Consider the following 16,961-nt stretch of genomic DNA (forward strand, 5'->3'; position numbering starts at 1 on the left):
TTTTTATTATAATTTCACTTTGTTATTGTAAACAAGAATAATTCAAAATGTGCCTTGAATATATTAACCGGTGTTGTAACACTTAAAGTATTTAAATATGATATTTTCGATATTATGTTCACTACTTCTTCTAATGAAAACAGTTTCAATGAAGTTTTTTTCTTTTTTAAGATAAATTCTGGTATTTTTGTTAATTTACTTATTTCGCCTAATGTAGTTTGAGGAGGAAATATTTTCATATAATAAATAGCCAAGAAATTATTCATCATCAAAGTTAAAGAACTTGAAGCGTCTTGATCCAATCTATGCATTATACTAAAACATTTTTTTCTATCTCTTTCAAAAACAGCATCTAGAAAATCAAATATATTCCTATTTTTAGATACATAAGTAAAATCTGCAATATCTTCAACATTCAAATATTCTTTATCATTATAGCTGCATATTTTTGCTAGTTCCGAATAAAGAGAATCATAATCCAAATTTATATTATTAATAAGATATTCTATAGCTTCAGAAGATATTTTTTTTCCCTGTTTGATAATATAAGCATTTATAAGTCCTCTAAAATCTTTTTCATCAGGAAGCGGAAAATCTATAAAATATATATTATTAACATCTTTCTTTTTTGAAAAATATTTATATATAGGATCTTCTTCTAATGAACTTTCTGTTTCAAGTATAACAATAGATGTTTTTGACGGATTTGAACAATAATCTAAAAAATCTTCCTGAAAATTATTATATTTATAAATTACAATAAGTCTTAATTTAGAGCCAAATGGAGGAGTATCAGCCACCTCTAATGGCATAAAGCCCACAGCATCATTTTTATCATAAAATACACTGTAATTCATCTCGCTATCACCTTCATCTGAAAACATACTTGAATGCATAGCCGCTACAAATGCTTTTTTAAAAAGTCTTTCCTTACCTGTTAGTACATAAATACAGTGTTTAAATGGCTCTTTTATATAATTATCTTTGACTTTTTGAAATTCTATCTCTGTTTTTACTGAAACTTTATTCATAATAAATATATAATATCATATATTTTTTATATGCAATATTATAGATCACATAGCTTTTTTCTTCTTCTTGGCTATATCTATAAAAACTCTTATTTCTATTTTACATTCATCTGTAGCATCTAATTTCACATTCTTGATTCTTGCATATACTCTGTTTCTTTTATCTTCAAGTTTATATGATATTAGAGGAGAAATAACACTTGGAACATATCCTAATCTGAAATCAAAACTTCTATCATAAATAGCTATGGCAAACCTGTCATAAGGATTTGTTATATCACGAAGCAAATTTATAGGCTCATTTTTAAGCAGTAAATCTATAACATCTTTTCCATTATTATATTTATATCCTGCAACAAAAAAATCTATATAGTATCTTTTTGTTTTGTAATTTCTATTTATGATGATTCTTTTGAAACTCTCTTCATGATTAATTAGACAAGTGATATGTTCTGTATTTTTATCCATAAGACGAAAGATTTACCTTAATTTCTTTAATGCGTATTTAAGAATTTTACTTCAATTCAAATTTTCTGTCAAGCATTATATAATACAATTAATAAAAATATTTATAACACATATTTTTCATATTAACATATTATAAAAACAAATAAAGATACACTAAAAAACTATATTTTAATAATTTCTGATATTAAATTTTAATGTATATATATCCGAGTTTATATAAGTGCATTTTATTTTAGTTGTTTTTATAAATAAAAATTATATAATTAAACTATGATTTTTATTTTAGGAGAACATATAATGAAATTTTATAAATATGCCTTAATAATTTTTATTTTAATAGCATCATTTTCATGCAAAAAAACAGAACTTACAATAACAGCTCCAGGTCCTGATTTCTTTTTAGGAAAAATGGAAAATGGTAATTGGGGAGGTGTTACAGTAAATGGAGATAAATTAACAATTGATGGAAAAGGTGATTATACATTTGAAGAGCCTATATTAGGAGTAGGCGGAATATATAATGATGGTAACGGAGGATATCTTGTAACAGTACCTGCCGGAGATAATTTAGGAACTGTTGAAATGACAGAGAAAGGCAAACAAGCTGTTGATGAAATATTGGGAATAGTAGGAGAGGAAAATGCATTAGGTGCTATTAATGGAATAATCAATAGTAAAGATCCTAACAATATTAATGTTGATGAAATAGTAGGCAATGCAAGTGTTACAGAAGAAGAGAAAAAAAGAATAGAAGATATAGTTATTGGATTAAATGGTGGGAATAATTTTAAAAATCCAGAAACTATAGGTCCTAATGGCCCTAATACACCTAGTATCCCTAATCCGTAACAAAAATATATGAAACAAGGTTAAAATATGAAAAAATCCTTACAGCTATCATAGTATTTAATATATCATTTATTAATCTATATGCTAATGGGATACCTTTATCTACGCAATCGGATACAAATACTTATAGCTGGATTAAAGGCAGACAGATAATAAGCGTAAATCTTAATCCAGGATATGCTGGATTGATTCCGCCTATGATTAGCACTATATTTGATAATTTAGAAACATTCAGCGGATTGACAGGATTTGATTTGGGAGAAAATAAAAAATTCCTTGATGCTATAAATGTAAAGGGAAGTTTTTGGTATGTACCAACTATATCATACACATTACTGCTTCACCCAAGAATAGGTGTAGAAGTTGGAGTGGGTGTTCAATCTATGTCATTTAGTTTAACTATACCAAGAGATAAAGCTGGAGAATTAGTAGATTCTACTGTTAATACAGGTAATTTAGGAAATATAGGCGGATTAATAGGTTCTGATACCACATTAAAAACATCATTAATATTTATTCCTGTAACTTTCGGTATAACATTTTATGGCGGAAAAAATAGACAGGTTCTTAATACTTTCAGATTTGGTGTAGAAGCTTTAATATCAGATGTAGAAACAGAAAATGGTGTAACAGGATTAAAAACTAAAAGACATACTGTTGACACAGGGATGTATATCTCTTATGAGCTTGGTTGGAGTATAGAATTGTTTCCTACTAGAGAATGGCCTGTAAAACCTTATATAGATATATCATTATTTGAAATAGGATATTATGTGCGTTCAGGACTTCCTGGAGTATATGAAGATATGAGAGAGGGTATAAATTTCTTTGGCGGCGGATTAGTAGATTTGACTGCTAGTATACCTGCTTGGAGTTCTTTTCCTTCTTGGATTAATTATGTTTCAGCAATAAGATTTTCTCTATTCCCTAGAATAGGTTTCAGTTTGAGATTTTAGTGAGGTATAAATAATGAGAAAGAATATATTGATAATTTTATTTTTATTTATACTTGCTAATATTACATTTGCTGATGATGTTTCAAATATAGTGGTAGAAAAATATAAAAATAATAGCACAAATGAATCTGCATTAAACTCTCATAGAAATTCTATAGGTATAAATTTCGGATCTACAATTTTTTATATGTTGGTAGCTCCTTCCGTTTTTAATCTATTAATGCCGCTTAATGATAACGGAAATTTAAAATTGCAAGGTGATTTCGGATTAGATATTACATATACTTTTAGAGCAGCTGAAAAAGTAGATATAAATGTAGATGCTGGTTTTTATGCTATGAAAACATATTATAATAATACTTCAGCTGAATATAATGGAAATGTGTATGGACTTGGATTCTCAATTGGAGGAAGATTTTATTTTAATGGCAAAGACAGAGCCTCAGGTTTTTTCTTAATGCCTAAAGTAGGTACAACATTATTTATCACTCAGGGAAGAGAATTACAAAAAAGTACATCAACATATACTAATAGAAATACTAATATATGGGACTTTTATATATCTGGAGAGATGGGGTTTAGAATAGATATTTCAAGAGGATTAGGTGTAAATAGCGGAGTTCGTCCTTTCTTTGATATATCCATACTTGATATAGGTTTTTCATATAGAAGTATAATAAGAATTGTTCCGCTGCCAAGATTTGCTATAGGCATATTGTTTTGATGTTTTTAAGGAAATCATGTTATGAAGTTTTTGATAAGGAAATTTTTATTAATATCTATATTATCAGCATGTTTCACTAATATGCTTATGTCTATGGATATAGGAGCTTATTTAGCGCCTAAATTTATATTTAATGTAGGTGATTCTAAAATAAAATTACAAGGAAATAATAAAAATACTTTAAACATGTATGTAGGCGGAGGACTTGCTTTAGGTTATAACTTTGATATATTTCATAAGTATAGCACTGTAAGAGTAGAGTTTGAATATTTATATAGAAATGCATTACCTGGAAACGCTTATAAAACAGATATAAAAACTATAAATTCACATACTTTTTTAATAGGTGCATATTATGATTATAATTTCTTATATATAAATTATGATAATCCTGATTCTATAAGAAGCCAATTAAATGGAGGAAAAAGACCTGTTATGTCTGTTTATGCCGGATTTATATTAGGCGGACAATTAGATTCATATATTACTTGTGAGAATTTTGAGTATCATGGACTATTTAAAACAAGTAAATATTACAACAAAGCTCAATTTGTTTATGGTTTTGGAGGTGGTTTAGCATTCCATATAACTGAAATAGTTAGTATTGATTTAGGTTACAGATTGCTTCTAAATACAAGTTCTCAATTAAGTCATGATGTTGTGGCATCTGTAAGGCTAAATTTCTAGGAGTTGACTAATGAAAAAAAATTATATAATAATATTTATGTTTATATTTTTATTTCATAGCACTCAAAAGCTATTTTCAATAATTCCAGAAGGTTTGTATATAACACCTAAATTTGCATTTGCTCATAATGGAAATGATGCTTATATAAAAGATAATGGAGAAAAAGGGTATTTCAATTATCTGGGAGGCGGTTTTGCATTAGGATACAGCATACCTACTATAAATAAATCATCTCCTGTAAGATTTGAATTTGAGTATTTAGGAAGAAAATTAGTTAGTATGTCGGATGATTTACAAATGCATACATTACTAGGATCTGTATACTTTGATCTAAATTTCTTATTAACTAAAGAAAAATTGACAGATGAAGTTTATAAACAAACTATGCTTACTCAGTATGCACCTTTCACAATATATTTAGGTATTTCTATAGGAAGCAGAATAAATACTGGAATTCCAGAAGAATTAAATGGGGTAAAATTACAAAATTCTTCAAGTACTTTGGTTTTTGGATTTAGCGGAGGTATGGCATTTAATGTACTTCCTTATATGTCAATAGATATTGGATATAGATATCTGCTAGATACAAAAGCACAAGGATATCATGAAGTATTAGCAGGATTAAGATTTAAAGTACCTAAAATATAGTATTTATTATATAGGTAATAAGATTTCATATCATAAAAAATAATTATAGTATAAATAAACAAATAAAATAATTTTTATTCTTACTTGATTTTTTGTAATTTCAAATTTAATATACTAAAATACAGTCAGTAATATCAATATAAGCGGAGGTAAATGATATGAAAAAAATGATAAATAATATTATATTTATAGTCTTAATAGCATTTGTATATTCTTGTAATAATTCTTCAACAAATCCATCATCAAATAATCCAATAGAGGCACCTATTGAAAATGTTACTGACTACATTGTAAAAGCAAATACTACAGAAGCTGATATAGAAGCTAAAATGAAGAAATATTTTGAAGATAAAGGTTCTTATGCAGTATTTTTAGAAGATACAAAAGAAAACATTGCTAATAATAAAACATTAGAAATAATAAATACTATAATCAAAAAAGATGTATACACAAAAGACGGAGTATATCTTGATTTAAGCAGAACAACAATTACAGAATTAGCAGATAATGTATTTAATGGAAATAGAAATTTAAATAAAATTACATTGCCGAATACTATAACAACTATAGGTGGATATGCATTTAGGGATTGTTCTAGTTTGAGAGAAATCAACTTCCCATCTTCTATAACTCAAATTAAAGGCGGAGCTTTTCAGAGCTGTTTAAGTTTGCATACTGCTGATTTAAGCCAAACAAAATTAACCGTATTAGAACCTTATTTATTTAATGACTGTTCTAGTTTAATTAAGGCTGTAATTCCTGAAACTGTTGTTGATATAAAAAACAACTCATTTGGCGATTGTTCTGCATTAAAAGAAATCAATTTACCATCTAAGTTAATTAGAATGTATCCAGAGTCATTCGTTGGTTGCAAATCATTAGAGAAAATCAGTTTGCCTAGTACATTAATTTATATGTATGGTTATACTTTTGGTGAATGTGCTTCATTAAAAGATGTAGAATATTTAGGAAATAATCCCGCTACCATAAAAGTAGCAAATGGAGCAGTATTTGATGGATATACTGAAAATAGTACTCCTGTAAACTTATATCTTCCTAATGTTACTGCTGATCCAAAAGACGGAAGTTGGAATAATTTCTTGGGTTATGATTGGAGTAAGCAAACTATAAATTATGGTAAGACTATGCCAAAATAATAAGGGAAAAACATATAAATGAAAAAAGCTATAATATTATTATTCATTTTTTTTATTTTGATTTCTTGTAAATACAAAATAACTTCTCCAAAAATACAATATGAATGCGGTACAACAGACAATATAAATGATAATAATAATTTATATACTGTTGGTGCCAATTCTACTGAAGAAGAAATAAGAACAGCATTAGCAAATAATAAAGAAATATCTGGTAAAAATATTATAGTTGTGACAGGCTATATTGATAATTCATCTAAAATTTTTGATAATATAAAAACGGTTATTCAAAATGAAAAAAATATAATATTAGATTTATCAGGAAGTAATTTAAATGCAGATAATAAATTTACATTAAATGATGTTACTTCATTAATAACTATATTGCTTCCTAATATGCAAGACATTATTGAGAATTTTTTAAGCGGATGTACTTCATTAACAAGTATTCAAATACCTAATGGAATGACAATAATAAAGGATTCATGCTTCAATAATTGTACTTCTATAAAAAATGTTGAATATTTAGGGACTGCTGCAAATGCTATAACAGCAACTCCATTTACTGATTCAAAGCCTACAGATTTATATTTACCTAATGTTTCTTCAGATCCTAATGATGGCAGTTGGGATAATTTTTTAAATGTTGCTTGGGCTAATATACATTATGGTGCTTCTATGCCTAAATAATTAACATATTTTAACTTGATTATATACTTTTTGTATACTATAATTTATATATAGAATTTTTTAATTTTTTCTTAAAAAATATTTTTAAATAAAATAAATATAGAGAGAGGTGCATATATGGAACAAGAAGTAAAAGCTAGAATTGACTCTTGGCTTAATGGTTCTTATGATGAAGAAACCAAAAAAGAGATTAAGGCATTATTAGATGCTGGTAATGAAAAAGAATTAATAGATGCCTTCTACAGAGATTTAGAATTTGGTACTGGCGGACTTAGAGGTATAATGGGTGTTGGTACTAACAGAATGAATAAATATACTGTTGGTGTTGCTACTCAAGGATTAGCTAACTATATATTGAAACAAGGCGGAAGCGATTATAAAGTTGCTATAGGATATGACTCAAGAAATAATTCTGATATATTTTCAAAAGCTGCTGCTGAAATACTTTCTTCAAATGGAATAAGCGTTTATTTATACGATGATATTCACCCTATTTCACTTCTTTCTTATGCGGTTAGAAGTTTAGGATGTATTGCCGGAATAGTTGTTACTGCTAGCCATAACCCTAAAGAATATAATGGTTATAAAGTTTATTGGACTGACGGTGCTCAAGTTATACCTCCTCATGACAAAAATATCATAGATGAAGTATTGAAAGTTAAACCTGAAGAAGTAAAAATGGGCGATTCTTCAAAAGTTACTATCATAGGTAAAGATATTGAAGATAAATACATGAATGATTTAATGGGATATTTAGTTAATCCTGATATCATAAAAAAACATCATGATATAAAAATAGTTTATACTCCTATTCATGGTTCAGGATATAAAATGGTTCCTATGGCTTTAAGAAAAGCAGGATTCACTAATTTGACAACAATGGAAGGAGCTCAGCCGCCTAACGGTAACTTCCCTACTGTTGAATCACCTAACCCAGAAAACCCTGAAGCATTAAAAATTGCTGTTGATAAAGCTAAAGAAATAGGTGCTGAACTTGTTATGGGTACTGACCCTGACTGCGACAGAATGGGATGTGCTTTGCTTACTAAAGATGGTTCTTATATGTACCTTACTGGAAACCAAATTGGTTCTATTATGGCTTACTATCTTATAACAAACAAAAAGAATGTTAAAAATCCATATATAGTAAAAACTATAGTTACTACTGAACTTGCAAGAGCTATTGCTGATGCTAATAATGTTAAGATTTATGATGTTCTTACCGGATTCAAATGGATTGCTGATGTTATAGAAAGAGATAAAGAAGGAACATATTTATTCGGATTTGAAGAGAGCTTCGGATACTGTATCAACTCAAATGTACGCGATAAAGACGGTGTTAGTTCTTGTTTAATGCTTGCTGAAGTACTTGCTTATTGTAAAGAAAACAATATGACTTTAGCTGATTATTTAGAAAGCATTTATGAGAAATATGGCTATTTCTATGAAGAAACTATCTCTATAACTAAAAAAGGTGCTGACGGTGCTAAAGCTATAGCTGATTTAATGACTTATTACAGAAACAATTTACCTAAAGAAATTTCAGGAGTAAAAGTTGAAAGTATAAGCGACTATGAGAAAAAAGAAGTTTATGATAACACTGGTAAAAAAATAAAAGATATTACTTTACCTAAATCTAATGTTCTTCAGTACATACTTGAAGATAAAACTAAAATTACTATAAGACCTTCTGGTACTGAACCAAAAATAAAATTCTATTTTGAAGTTTGCGTAAAAGAAAGCAAAGACAAGAGACTTGCAGTTGCAAAAGAAAAAGTAGCTAATTTCAAAAAGTTTATTAAAGAATAAGTTATTATTATTGCTAACGATAAACTTATTATTAATAAAAAATAAAAGAAGTCCTATTTTTTAATGGGGCTTCTTTTTTATGCGATATTTTTCATCATAATAAATCACAATAAATTTGAAGGTTTATGATACAGATTATAATAGTTATATACTTTTATATTGTCAATTTTATTCTCACTCCCCGCCCTTTTTTCTTATTAATTTTAATAAGAATATTTAAGTATAGTTTTCTTAAAAATCTAAAAAGAAAATATAGCACCCACCCTAGATTTATTTAATTTTTAGTAACATTACCGCACGCAGAATAAAATAAAAAATGTAGTTTAATTATAATTCTAATTTTAATCATGTATAAAATTTAGTTCACCGTGCGTAAAGTAAATTTTTAAATTTAACAAACACTTGGGCGGGTGCTAAAATTTCTAATTATTACAATAAATATAATTAAAACTGAAATTTATAAATAAAACAATAAGACATAAAGGGCGGGGTATGTAAATAAAATTACATAATATAATAACTACTTTTTTAAATAATCTTTCCATTCTTTTGGAAATCCTATATGAACAAAATCTATATAATTTTCATATTCATCAACAAGATTAATAAAATTTGGAAGTATATCATAATCCCATTTATCTTTAAAAGGATACAATTCCTTAACTGCCAAAATAGCTCCCCATAATTTCCTTTCTGAATTATTATTTAAATGATTCATTTCTTTTGGAATAGATGAAAAAATTCTATAATAAAGTCTACCATAATGAGCACAAATATTTCTTAAATCCGTACAGCAACGAAGCCAACTTTCTAATTTTTTAGCAGTAATGTTATACATATCCTTTGCTAATATTTTCTGATCCTCTAATTTTAAATTGGCAAAAAAAGTTGATAACATACCAAAAGTAAATATTTCTGTTGCTACCCATATTGGAAAATTACTATTATATTTAGATATATGATGTTTAACAAATAATACCTTTTGATTATTTTTTATTTCTCTTTTTAAGTTATTTATAAATTTTTTATGATAGTTTATCTTTTTATTTATATGTTTTTGATTTGAATTTGTATTATAAAAATTTTTTTCATCTAAATATCCTAATGCTCCATATTTATGAGCATGATAATATGCTATTTTAGCACGAATAAAAATTTCTATCTCTTCTAAAACATTGAACAATATAGTATGTAATTTTCTATCAAACTCATAAATATTAAAAACTTTTTCAAATGAAGTACCATAAATATAAATATCATTACTTTGTTTGAATGGCAAAAAATAAGCACTAAAACGATAATAATTTACTGATTCAAGTATAGACATACATTTTTTATCATCATTAATAATACAGCCTCTATCTTTCAATTTTTGAAGCTGTTCTTCATATTTATAAGGACGCTTTATATCCATAAAATAACCAAAAATAAAAAATGTCCCCCATGGTCCACGCCATAAAATGACGTGCTGGGGGTCCTGTTAATATAATCATATATTATATGATGTTTTTGTCAACATTGAAACAAAACATTTTATTATAAAATAAATTACTATAGTATGATTTTTTATTTGTATAAAAATAATAAAATATATAAAAAATCATTCATCTTTGACAATTCTTGATTTTAGATAATTAGCTTTTAATATAAACGCTTCATTTTCTTTATAAAAAGCTTCTCTAGAATTTTCATCTCTCAATAAAGAACGCATTTCATCTTTAGCCTTACGCATTATCTCTTTGTCTTTAATGATGTTTCCAAGTTTGAAATCCGGTATTCCGCTCTGCCTGTCCCCCAAAAACTCACCAGCCCCCCTTAATTCCAAATCCTTTTCTGATATTTTAAATCCGTCAGTAGTTTCACATATTATATTAATTCTTTCTTTTATGATATCATTAAGCTCGCTATGTAGTATTAAATAGCAGTACCCTAATTTATCTCCTCTGCCTACCCTACCTCTAAGCTGATGAAGCTGTGATAAACCAAAACGTTCCGCACCTTCTATGAGTATTGTTGTAGCATTAGGATTATCAATACCAACTTCTATAACTGTTGTAGAAAATAATACCTTTATTTCACCTGAAGAAAATCTGTTCATTATATATTCTTTTTCTTCATCTTTCATTTTGCCATGTATTATTTCTATTTGAATATCTGAAAAATAAGTTTCTTTTGCTCTTTGAAATTCGCTTGAAAGGGTAATGAAGCTTGAATCATTATTTTCTATAAGAGGAAAAACTACATAACCCTGCTCGCCTTTTGCTATTCTGCTTTTTAAAAACTTGTAGCAATGATCCCTCTCATAAAGCTCTTTATACTTTGTAAGTACACCCTTTCTGCTGCTTGGCATACTCTTTATAATAGATAAATCCAATTCCCCAAATAATGTTAATGCTAAAGACTGAGGAATAGGAGTTGCTGTCATAAGTAAAAAATCAACATTATTCCCTTTAGAAAGAAGTTTGTTTCTTTGTGCTGCCCCGAATCTTTGCTGTTCATCTACTATTGCATAAGAAAGATTTTTAAATATAACTTCATCATAAATAATAGAATGTGTTCCTACTAATATATGACTTTTTCCCTCTCTTAATCTTTTTAATAAATATCCTCTTTCATTTTGATTAACTGAAGAAGTGAGTATATCTATTTTTATAATATCTTCTAGTCCAGCTGCTTTAATAAGTTTCTTAAAAGTATTATAATGCTGTAATGCTAATATTTCAGTAGGGGCTAAAAATGCAGTTTGAAATCCTGATTCTGCAGGTATTAATGCAGTTAAGAAAGCTACTATTGTTTTACCAGCTCCAACATCTCCTTGAAGAAGTCTGAACATCTGCTTAGTAGAAAATAAATCATTTTTTATTTCTTCAATAGTGTTTAATTGATCTGCAGTAAGTTCAAATGATAAACTTGATTTTACTTTTTCTAGTAAATTTAAAGAATTATACCTTTCTTCTTTTATAAGAATATTAGGTCTTCTCTCACTTAAATGTATATACTGAAAAGTTAAAAACTCTTCAAAAATTAAACTCTCTCTAGCCTCAGCTAAAGCCTCAAAAGAAGTAGGAAAATGCATCTCCATAATAGAAGGAACAAAACTTTTAAGCCTATACTTTTTTTTAATGACACTCGGAATATCATACTTCATATTTTTTTCAAAACTTTCAAGTTCATCTACAATCAAAGTTCTTAATTTTTTCTGAGAAAGTCCTTCTGTAAGCGGATATATAGGTACAATTTTTCCATAAGATAATGCATTAGAAGAAGGTTTTTCAAATTCAGTCATTCTGCATTGCAGTTTGCCTCTGCCGCTTCTTACAAACTTACCTGTTAAATAAAGTTTTGCTCCCTTAGTTACTCCTACAGGAAGCCTTCCTCCATAAATAGGAACTTCACACACAGCAATTCCATCTGTAACTATAACTAAAGGTTTACTCCTATATTGAAAGGTAAAACTTGATACATCTATAACTTCTACATATACAACAGAAGTTTTATCTTTATTCTCCAATGCCTCATGAAGTTTTAAAGTTTTTCTCCTATCATCATAAGTTCTAGGAAAAAATGCTATTAAATCATATAAAGTGATTATACCTTTTTTGGCTAGTATTTCTGCGTATTTAGGACCTACGCCTTTTGAATATTTTATACTTTTAGTAAATATATCCTTACTATAATCATTATTTAACAAATCTACATATCCTATTTGTCATCATCTTTTTCTTTATCATCTACTATTTCATAATCAGCTTCATCAGATTCACTACCATCGTCTGTTACTTCTTCATCAGATTCTCCGTATTTCCAAATTTTATACTGCTCTAAATCAGTTGAAAAACATTTTATACATAAGCCTATAATGAATGCATCATCTAATAATCCTATAAATGGAAATAAATCAGGAAGAACATCCAAAGGAAGTATTAAATATATTAATGCTCCCGCTACAGCAGATAAACTTTTCCAAGGAATTTCTCTGTAATTTTTATTAATATAATCTCCTATCATATCCACCATCAATTGAATTTTATCTAAAAATTTAGAAAGATGCCTTGATGAAGAAAGATTCAATATATCTTTTGTTTTATCAATAATAGATGTTAATTTATCAAATGTAGTTTCCAATGAAATTTTTTCCCATAATTCTTTAGATTTTTCTCTTATTCTCATAAACACTCTCTATAATTTTAATAATTTTATTTAATATGATTTATTATAACATATAAACAGAAAATATGAATAACTTTAGTCTTCTATTTTTTTATTCATAATATTGCATAAATAATAAATTATGTTATACTTAATAAGCAAGTATTATCAGGAGAAGGAATAATGGATAAAGAACAAGTAAAAGGTGTAATTATAGAAAATAACCCCTCTATTTTAACCAAATACAAAAATGCTTTTAATAACATATTTGATATAAGTACTTTTAATGATACCAGTTCTTCTTTAGGTTATATAATAGAAAACAATTTAAGTATATATTTTTATATTATAAGATATAATGAAACTGAAAAAGATGGTATCAATTTATTTGTAGAAAAAGTAAAAAAAATTAACCCTCAAATAAAATTGGTAATGACAGATGTTCCAGATAGTTTTGATGAAGCTGCTTATCCTTATGCTTTAATATTTCATAGAAATACAGATGCAAGCGTAATAGTACAATCAATACAAAATGAAGTTTCAAAATTATTAGATGATGGAAGTAAAAAAAGAAGACAATATTCAAGAGTTAATTGGCCTTTAAATGTTATTATAGCATATAAAGATAAAATTAGAGGAACTATTGATAGAAATATTCTTTCTATAAGCGGTAATGGAGCTTATATATCATCTGATACTAATATTCCTGATAAGGGCGATATGTTAGGTCTTACTATATCTTTTAAAGATTTCAAATTATTTACTGAAGCTAAAGTAGTTTGGATAAATAATGAGAATCAAAAGCCTGATTTACCTAAAGGTTTTGCTGTACAATTTATTGATATAGGTATGGCATCACAAAAAATTATTGACCAGATTATTAGAGACAAGTTATTACAGGAATTATTAGTAGAATTGAAAGATGAAAACTTCTCCTAATGAAAATAATATTAAAGAAGCAAAAAATTTAATAAGAGAATCCTTTAAACTCATTAGAAATAATTTAGATTCGTACTTCATTAAAGAGAAAAGTGCTGTAATTTTTAAAAAATTTAGAAATATAGTGAATATTAATAAATTTCATTCTATATCAGTATATGTAGATTTCAATAATGAAGTACCAACTAAAGAAATAATAGAATATGCTTTAAAAAATAATATTAAAGTATCTGTACCTTTTCTTATAGATAATCATAACATGAAATTAAAATATATAAATGATTATGATAAAGATATCAATAGAAATACAAAATTCGGATGCGGAGAGCCTTTCGAACATTGTAAAGACTGCAATATTAACGAAATATCTATGTTCATTATCCCTGCTTTAGCCTTTGATGAGAAATGTAATAGACTCGGATTTGGAAGAGGATATTATGATAATATGTTAAAAAGAAATAAAAATGCTCTAAGAGTAGGCTTAGCTTATGATTATCAGATACTTCCATCAATACCTAAAGATAATAATGATGAGATATTAGACATTATTATAAGCGAAAGTAAAGTAATAACTGCTACTTTTTAATATTAACTCTCAGCAGAAGCAGTTTCTTCCTCTTCTTCATCTGTAGTAAACAATTTTTCTAGGTCTAAAACAACTAATAATTTATCCTCTAATTTACCTACACCTTTAATATATTTCTGACCTATACCGGAAAGCATTGGAGGAGGAGGCTGAATATCAGAATTAGAAATAGATACTACCTTAGAAATAGAGTCAATAATTATTCCCATATCAACATCTTCTATTTTTACTATGATAATACCTGTATTTTTATCGCCTTCTGTTTCTTCTAAATTGAATCTCTTTTTTAAGTCAATTATAGGTATAATATTACCGCGTAGATTTATTACACCTTCAACAAAATCTGGGGCATTAGGAATAAGAGTAATCTTTTCCATCTTGATTATCTCTTTAGCCTGCATGATGTCTATGGCATACTCGCCGCTGCCTAATCTAAAAGTAACAAGGTTTGTACTATCTTCGAGATCAACTCTATTTTCGGTACTTTCAATAGATTGTTGCTCTGTCTGCTCTGCCATTTTTATTATGCCTCCATAAAATTTACAGTTGTTCTATTATCGGAAATAATTTCTTATTTTTTACATATACAATAAATATTTGCAATTAAAAAATCTGAAACGAATTTTGTAACTACTATCATTTTATTATATTTTTTGTTAAAAGTCAATCTATATATAAATTTTATTATTTTCTTATTACTATAAAAAAATACATTATTTACTATAAATAATAAAAATTACTTATAAATATTGACATCATAATAAAAATATGTTATATATTGTTGTAATATTAATCATTACAATGTTTTAGAATATACGGAGTATACCCATGAATATAAAAAAAATCAATACATTTTGGAAATTATTTCCTCTATTATTCATACTTATAACTGTTTTAATCTTCACTGTAAAATACGGAGTTCCTATAGAGTTTTTGCTTACAATAGGCACATTGATAGCCTGTATAATAGCACATTTTGCAGGTTATAAATGGAAAGATATGGAAGAAGCCTTCATAAAAAAGATAGTAGATACTTGGCTTGGTGTACTGATATTTATATTAATAGGTATAGTAGTTGGTTCTTGGGTATATTCGGGAACTGTACCTATGCTTATATACTATGGTATTAAATTAATTCACCCTTCATTCATACCTTTAATGGCATTTATTATAACATCTTTTCTATCTATATTTACAGGTACTTCTTGGGGTTCTGCTTCTACTGCAGGAGTGGCATTCATAGGAATTGCACAGGCTACAAATACACCTTTGCCATTGGTTGCTGGTGCTGTTATAAGCGGTGCATATCTTGGTGATAAAAACTCCCCTATATCGGATACAACTGTTTTGGCTGCTCTTGGTGCTGGAACTACTTTACAAAATCATATAAAAACTATGCTTGTAAACACTATACCATCTGCAATATTAGCGGCTATTGTTTTTACTATATTAGGTTTTAATGCCTCCCCTATTAATTCAGATATTCTAAATTTAAAAGAAGCAAGCGAAATATTAACTTCATTAGAAAATATATACAATTTCAATATATTTTTGCTTATTCCTCCAATATTTGTACTTATTGCAAGTGTAAAAGGTGTTAATCCTGTAATAACTATGTTCATTGGAAGTTTAATTGCTATAATATTAGGAGCAATATTCCAAAACTTTGGGTTTATTAATGCTATGAAATCATTTGTAACAGGTTTTAATATTTCTATGTCGCCTACAGTTAATCCTGAAAGCATACCTCAAAATCTTCATACATTACTAAACAGAGGCGGAATGATAAGCACTATGCCTAGTGTATTATTTTTGATACTTGCTCTTACTTACGGAGCCATGCTTCAGTTAATAGGTACTTTAAATACTTTAATAGAATTATTAGTAAAAATAGTAAGAGGCGCCAGAAGTTTAATATTTGTAACTTGGTTTACAACATTCACTATAAATTCAGCATTAAGCAGTTTACAATTTACTTTCTTAACTTTAGGTGATGTACTAAAAACAGTATACGATAAATACAATGTTAATAGAGGCGTACTTTCAAGAACTATGGAAGAAGGCGGAACTCTTACAGAGGTTTTACTGCCTTGGACTGTTACAGGAGTTTATATGACTTCTATACTTGGAGTGCATACTTTACAGTACATGCCTTATTCATTTTTTAATTTAATTAGTATAGGAATTTCATTTATTTATATGCTTACTTTACCCAAATTTGCTGTACAAATAAATAAAGATATTTTAAAGAATTGAAACATATTGAA

At 27.4% G+C, this 16,961-nt stretch carries 17 protein-coding genes; 11 read left to right on the forward strand and 6 right to left on the reverse strand.

Going from position 1 to position 16,961, the window contains the following annotated elements; genetic code table 11:
* Nucleotides 1-14 precede the first annotated feature (14 nt).
* Complete coding sequence (gene holA / locus BINT_RS11725) at nucleotides 15-1,031, reverse strand: DNA polymerase III subunit delta (protein ID WP_014488795.1); 1,017 nt, start codon at nucleotides 1,029-1,031, stop codon at nucleotides 15-17.
* A gap of 45 nt (nucleotides 1,032-1,076) precedes the next feature.
* Nucleotides 1,077-1,499 carry an HIRAN domain-containing protein gene (locus BINT_RS11730; RefSeq protein WP_012671783.1) on the reverse strand — a complete coding sequence of 141 codons (423 nt, stop codon included), beginning with the start codon at nucleotides 1,497-1,499 and terminating at the stop codon, nucleotides 1,077-1,079.
* A gap of 297 nt (nucleotides 1,500-1,796) precedes the next feature.
* Here BINT_RS11730 and BINT_RS11735 point away from each other — a divergent pair, with 297 nt between their 5' ends.
* The 8 genes from BINT_RS11735 (at nucleotide 1,797) to BINT_RS11770 (ending at nucleotide 9,020) form a co-directional block, all read left to right on the forward strand.
* Nucleotides 1,797-2,348, forward strand: coding sequence for a hypothetical protein (locus tag BINT_RS11735; RefSeq protein ID WP_041177452.1), 552 nt, complete (start codon nucleotides 1,797-1,799; stop codon nucleotides 2,346-2,348).
* A gap of 197 nt (nucleotides 2,349-2,545) precedes the next feature.
* The gene (locus tag BINT_RS11740) at nucleotides 2,546-3,304 is read left to right on the forward strand and encodes a hypothetical protein (RefSeq protein WP_234944326.1); all 759 of its coding nucleotides are present in this window, start codon (nucleotides 2,546-2,548) and stop codon (nucleotides 3,302-3,304) included.
* Between the two features lie 13 nt (nucleotides 3,305-3,317).
* Nucleotides 3,318-4,028 (forward strand): hypothetical protein, encoded by a 711-nt coding sequence (locus tag BINT_RS11745; RefSeq protein WP_014488798.1) that lies wholly within the window; start codon nucleotides 3,318-3,320, stop codon nucleotides 4,026-4,028.
* Between the two features lie 21 nt (nucleotides 4,029-4,049).
* Nucleotides 4,050-4,715 carry a tia invasion determinant gene (locus BINT_RS11750; protein ID WP_014488799.1) on the forward strand — a complete coding sequence of 222 codons (666 nt, stop codon included), beginning with the start codon at nucleotides 4,050-4,052 and terminating at the stop codon, nucleotides 4,713-4,715.
* Between the two features lie 10 nt (nucleotides 4,716-4,725).
* Nucleotides 4,726-5,364 carry an outer membrane protein gene (locus BINT_RS11755; RefSeq protein WP_014488800.1) on the forward strand — a complete coding sequence of 213 codons (639 nt, stop codon included), beginning with the start codon at nucleotides 4,726-4,728 and terminating at the stop codon, nucleotides 5,362-5,364.
* 158 nt (nucleotides 5,365-5,522) lie between these two features.
* Nucleotides 5,523-6,521, forward strand: a complete 999-nt coding sequence (locus BINT_RS11760) for a leucine-rich repeat domain-containing protein (RefSeq protein ID WP_014488801.1) — start codon at nucleotides 5,523-5,525, stop codon at nucleotides 6,519-6,521.
* Between the two features lie 18 nt (nucleotides 6,522-6,539).
* On the forward strand, nucleotides 6,540-7,211 hold the full coding sequence (locus tag BINT_RS11765) for a leucine-rich repeat protein (RefSeq protein WP_014488802.1): 672 nt from the start codon (nucleotides 6,540-6,542) through the stop codon (nucleotides 7,209-7,211).
* A 117-nt stretch (nucleotides 7,212-7,328) separates the two neighbouring features.
* Nucleotides 7,329-9,020, forward strand: coding sequence for a phospho-sugar mutase (locus tag BINT_RS11770; protein WP_014488803.1), 1,692 nt, complete (start codon nucleotides 7,329-7,331; stop codon nucleotides 9,018-9,020).
* Between the two features lie 520 nt (nucleotides 9,021-9,540).
* Here the strand turns inward: BINT_RS11770 and BINT_RS11775 are convergent.
* The 3 genes from BINT_RS11775 to BINT_RS11785 all read right to left on the reverse strand — a co-directional run bounded on the left by BINT_RS11775 (nucleotide 9,541) and on the right by BINT_RS11785 (nucleotide 13,190).
* The gene (locus BINT_RS11775; RefSeq protein ID WP_014488804.1) at nucleotides 9,541-10,434 is read right to left on the reverse strand and encodes an Abi family protein; all 894 of its coding nucleotides are present in this window, start codon (nucleotides 10,432-10,434) and stop codon (nucleotides 9,541-9,543) included.
* Nucleotides 10,435-10,620: 186 nt separating this feature from the next.
* A complete protein-coding gene (gene recG / locus BINT_RS11780; RefSeq protein ID WP_014488805.1) occupies nucleotides 10,621-12,711 on the reverse strand; it encodes an ATP-dependent DNA helicase RecG in 2,091 nt (696 codons plus the stop codon).
* An 11-nt stretch (nucleotides 12,712-12,722) separates the two neighbouring features.
* A complete protein-coding gene (locus tag BINT_RS11785; RefSeq protein ID WP_014488806.1) occupies nucleotides 12,723-13,190 on the reverse strand; it encodes a YkvA family protein in 468 nt (155 codons plus the stop codon).
* Between the two features lie 162 nt (nucleotides 13,191-13,352).
* Here BINT_RS11785 and BINT_RS11790 point away from each other — a divergent pair, with 162 nt between their 5' ends.
* Together BINT_RS11790 and BINT_RS11795 are read left to right on the forward strand one after the other, a co-directional pair.
* Nucleotides 13,353-14,108, forward strand: coding sequence for a PilZ domain-containing protein (locus tag BINT_RS11790; protein WP_014488807.1), 756 nt, complete (start codon nucleotides 13,353-13,355; stop codon nucleotides 14,106-14,108).
* Nucleotides 14,092-14,694 carry a 5-formyltetrahydrofolate cyclo-ligase gene (locus tag BINT_RS11795; RefSeq protein ID WP_014488808.1) on the forward strand — a complete coding sequence of 201 codons (603 nt, stop codon included), beginning with the start codon at nucleotides 14,092-14,094 and terminating at the stop codon, nucleotides 14,692-14,694. Before BINT_RS11790 ends, BINT_RS11795 begins: the two co-directional genes overlap by 17 nt.
* Nucleotides 14,695-14,696: 2 nt before the next feature.
* Here BINT_RS11795 and BINT_RS11800 read toward each other — a convergent pair whose 3' ends face one another.
* A complete protein-coding gene (locus BINT_RS11800; RefSeq protein ID WP_014488809.1) occupies nucleotides 14,697-15,212 on the reverse strand; it encodes a chemotaxis protein CheW in 516 nt (171 codons plus the stop codon).
* A 310-nt stretch (nucleotides 15,213-15,522) separates the two neighbouring features.
* Between BINT_RS11800 and nhaC the strand changes: the two genes are divergently transcribed.
* Nucleotides 15,523-16,950, forward strand: a complete 1,428-nt coding sequence (nhaC, locus tag BINT_RS11805) for a Na+/H+ antiporter NhaC (protein ID WP_014488810.1) — start codon at nucleotides 15,523-15,525, stop codon at nucleotides 16,948-16,950.
* Nucleotides 16,951-16,961: the final 11 nt, after the last annotated feature.

Origin of the sequence: Brachyspira intermedia PWS/A (genome assembly GCF_000223215.1) — a bacterium.
GTDB classification, from domain to species: Bacteria; Spirochaetota; Brachyspiria; order Brachyspirales; family Brachyspiraceae; genus Brachyspira; species Brachyspira intermedia.

Excerpts from the sequence above, each read along its gene's own strand:
- holA (WP_014488795.1), bottom strand. The coding sequence starts at position 1,031 with ATGAATAAAGTTTCAGTAAAAACAGAGATAGAATTTCAAAAAGTCAAA.
- BINT_RS11730 (WP_012671783.1), bottom strand. The coding sequence starts at position 1,499 with ATGGATAAAAATACAGAACATATCACTTGTCTAATTAATCATGAAGAG.
- BINT_RS11735 (WP_041177452.1), top strand. The coding sequence starts at position 1,797 with ATGAAATTTTATAAATATGCCTTAATAATTTTTATTTTAATAGCATCA.
- BINT_RS11740 (WP_234944326.1), top strand. The coding sequence starts at position 2,546 with ATGATTAGCACTATATTTGATAATTTAGAAACATTCAGCGGATTGACA.
- BINT_RS11745 (WP_014488798.1), top strand. The coding sequence starts at position 3,318 with ATGAGAAAGAATATATTGATAATTTTATTTTTATTTATACTTGCTAAT.
- BINT_RS11750 (WP_014488799.1), top strand. The coding sequence starts at position 4,050 with ATGAAGTTTTTGATAAGGAAATTTTTATTAATATCTATATTATCAGCA.
- BINT_RS11755 (WP_014488800.1), top strand. The coding sequence starts at position 4,726 with ATGAAAAAAAATTATATAATAATATTTATGTTTATATTTTTATTTCAT.
- BINT_RS11760 (WP_014488801.1), top strand. The coding sequence starts at position 5,523 with ATGAAAAAAATGATAAATAATATTATATTTATAGTCTTAATAGCATTT.
- BINT_RS11765 (WP_014488802.1), top strand. The coding sequence starts at position 6,540 with ATGAAAAAAGCTATAATATTATTATTCATTTTTTTTATTTTGATTTCT.
- BINT_RS11770 (WP_014488803.1), top strand. The coding sequence starts at position 7,329 with ATGGAACAAGAAGTAAAAGCTAGAATTGACTCTTGGCTTAATGGTTCT.
- BINT_RS11775 (WP_014488804.1), bottom strand. The coding sequence starts at position 10,434 with ATGGATATAAAGCGTCCTTATAAATATGAAGAACAGCTTCAAAAATTG.
- BINT_RS11785 (WP_014488806.1), bottom strand. The coding sequence starts at position 13,190 with ATGAGAATAAGAGAAAAATCTAAAGAATTATGGGAAAAAATTTCATTG.
- BINT_RS11790 (WP_014488807.1), top strand. The coding sequence starts at position 13,353 with ATGGATAAAGAACAAGTAAAAGGTGTAATTATAGAAAATAACCCCTCT.
- BINT_RS11795 (WP_014488808.1), top strand. The coding sequence starts at position 14,092 with ATGAAAACTTCTCCTAATGAAAATAATATTAAAGAAGCAAAAAATTTA.
- BINT_RS11800 (WP_014488809.1), bottom strand. The coding sequence starts at position 15,212 with ATGGCAGAGCAGACAGAGCAACAATCTATTGAAAGTACCGAAAATAGA.
- nhaC (WP_014488810.1), top strand. The coding sequence starts at position 15,523 with ATGAATATAAAAAAAATCAATACATTTTGGAAATTATTTCCTCTATTA.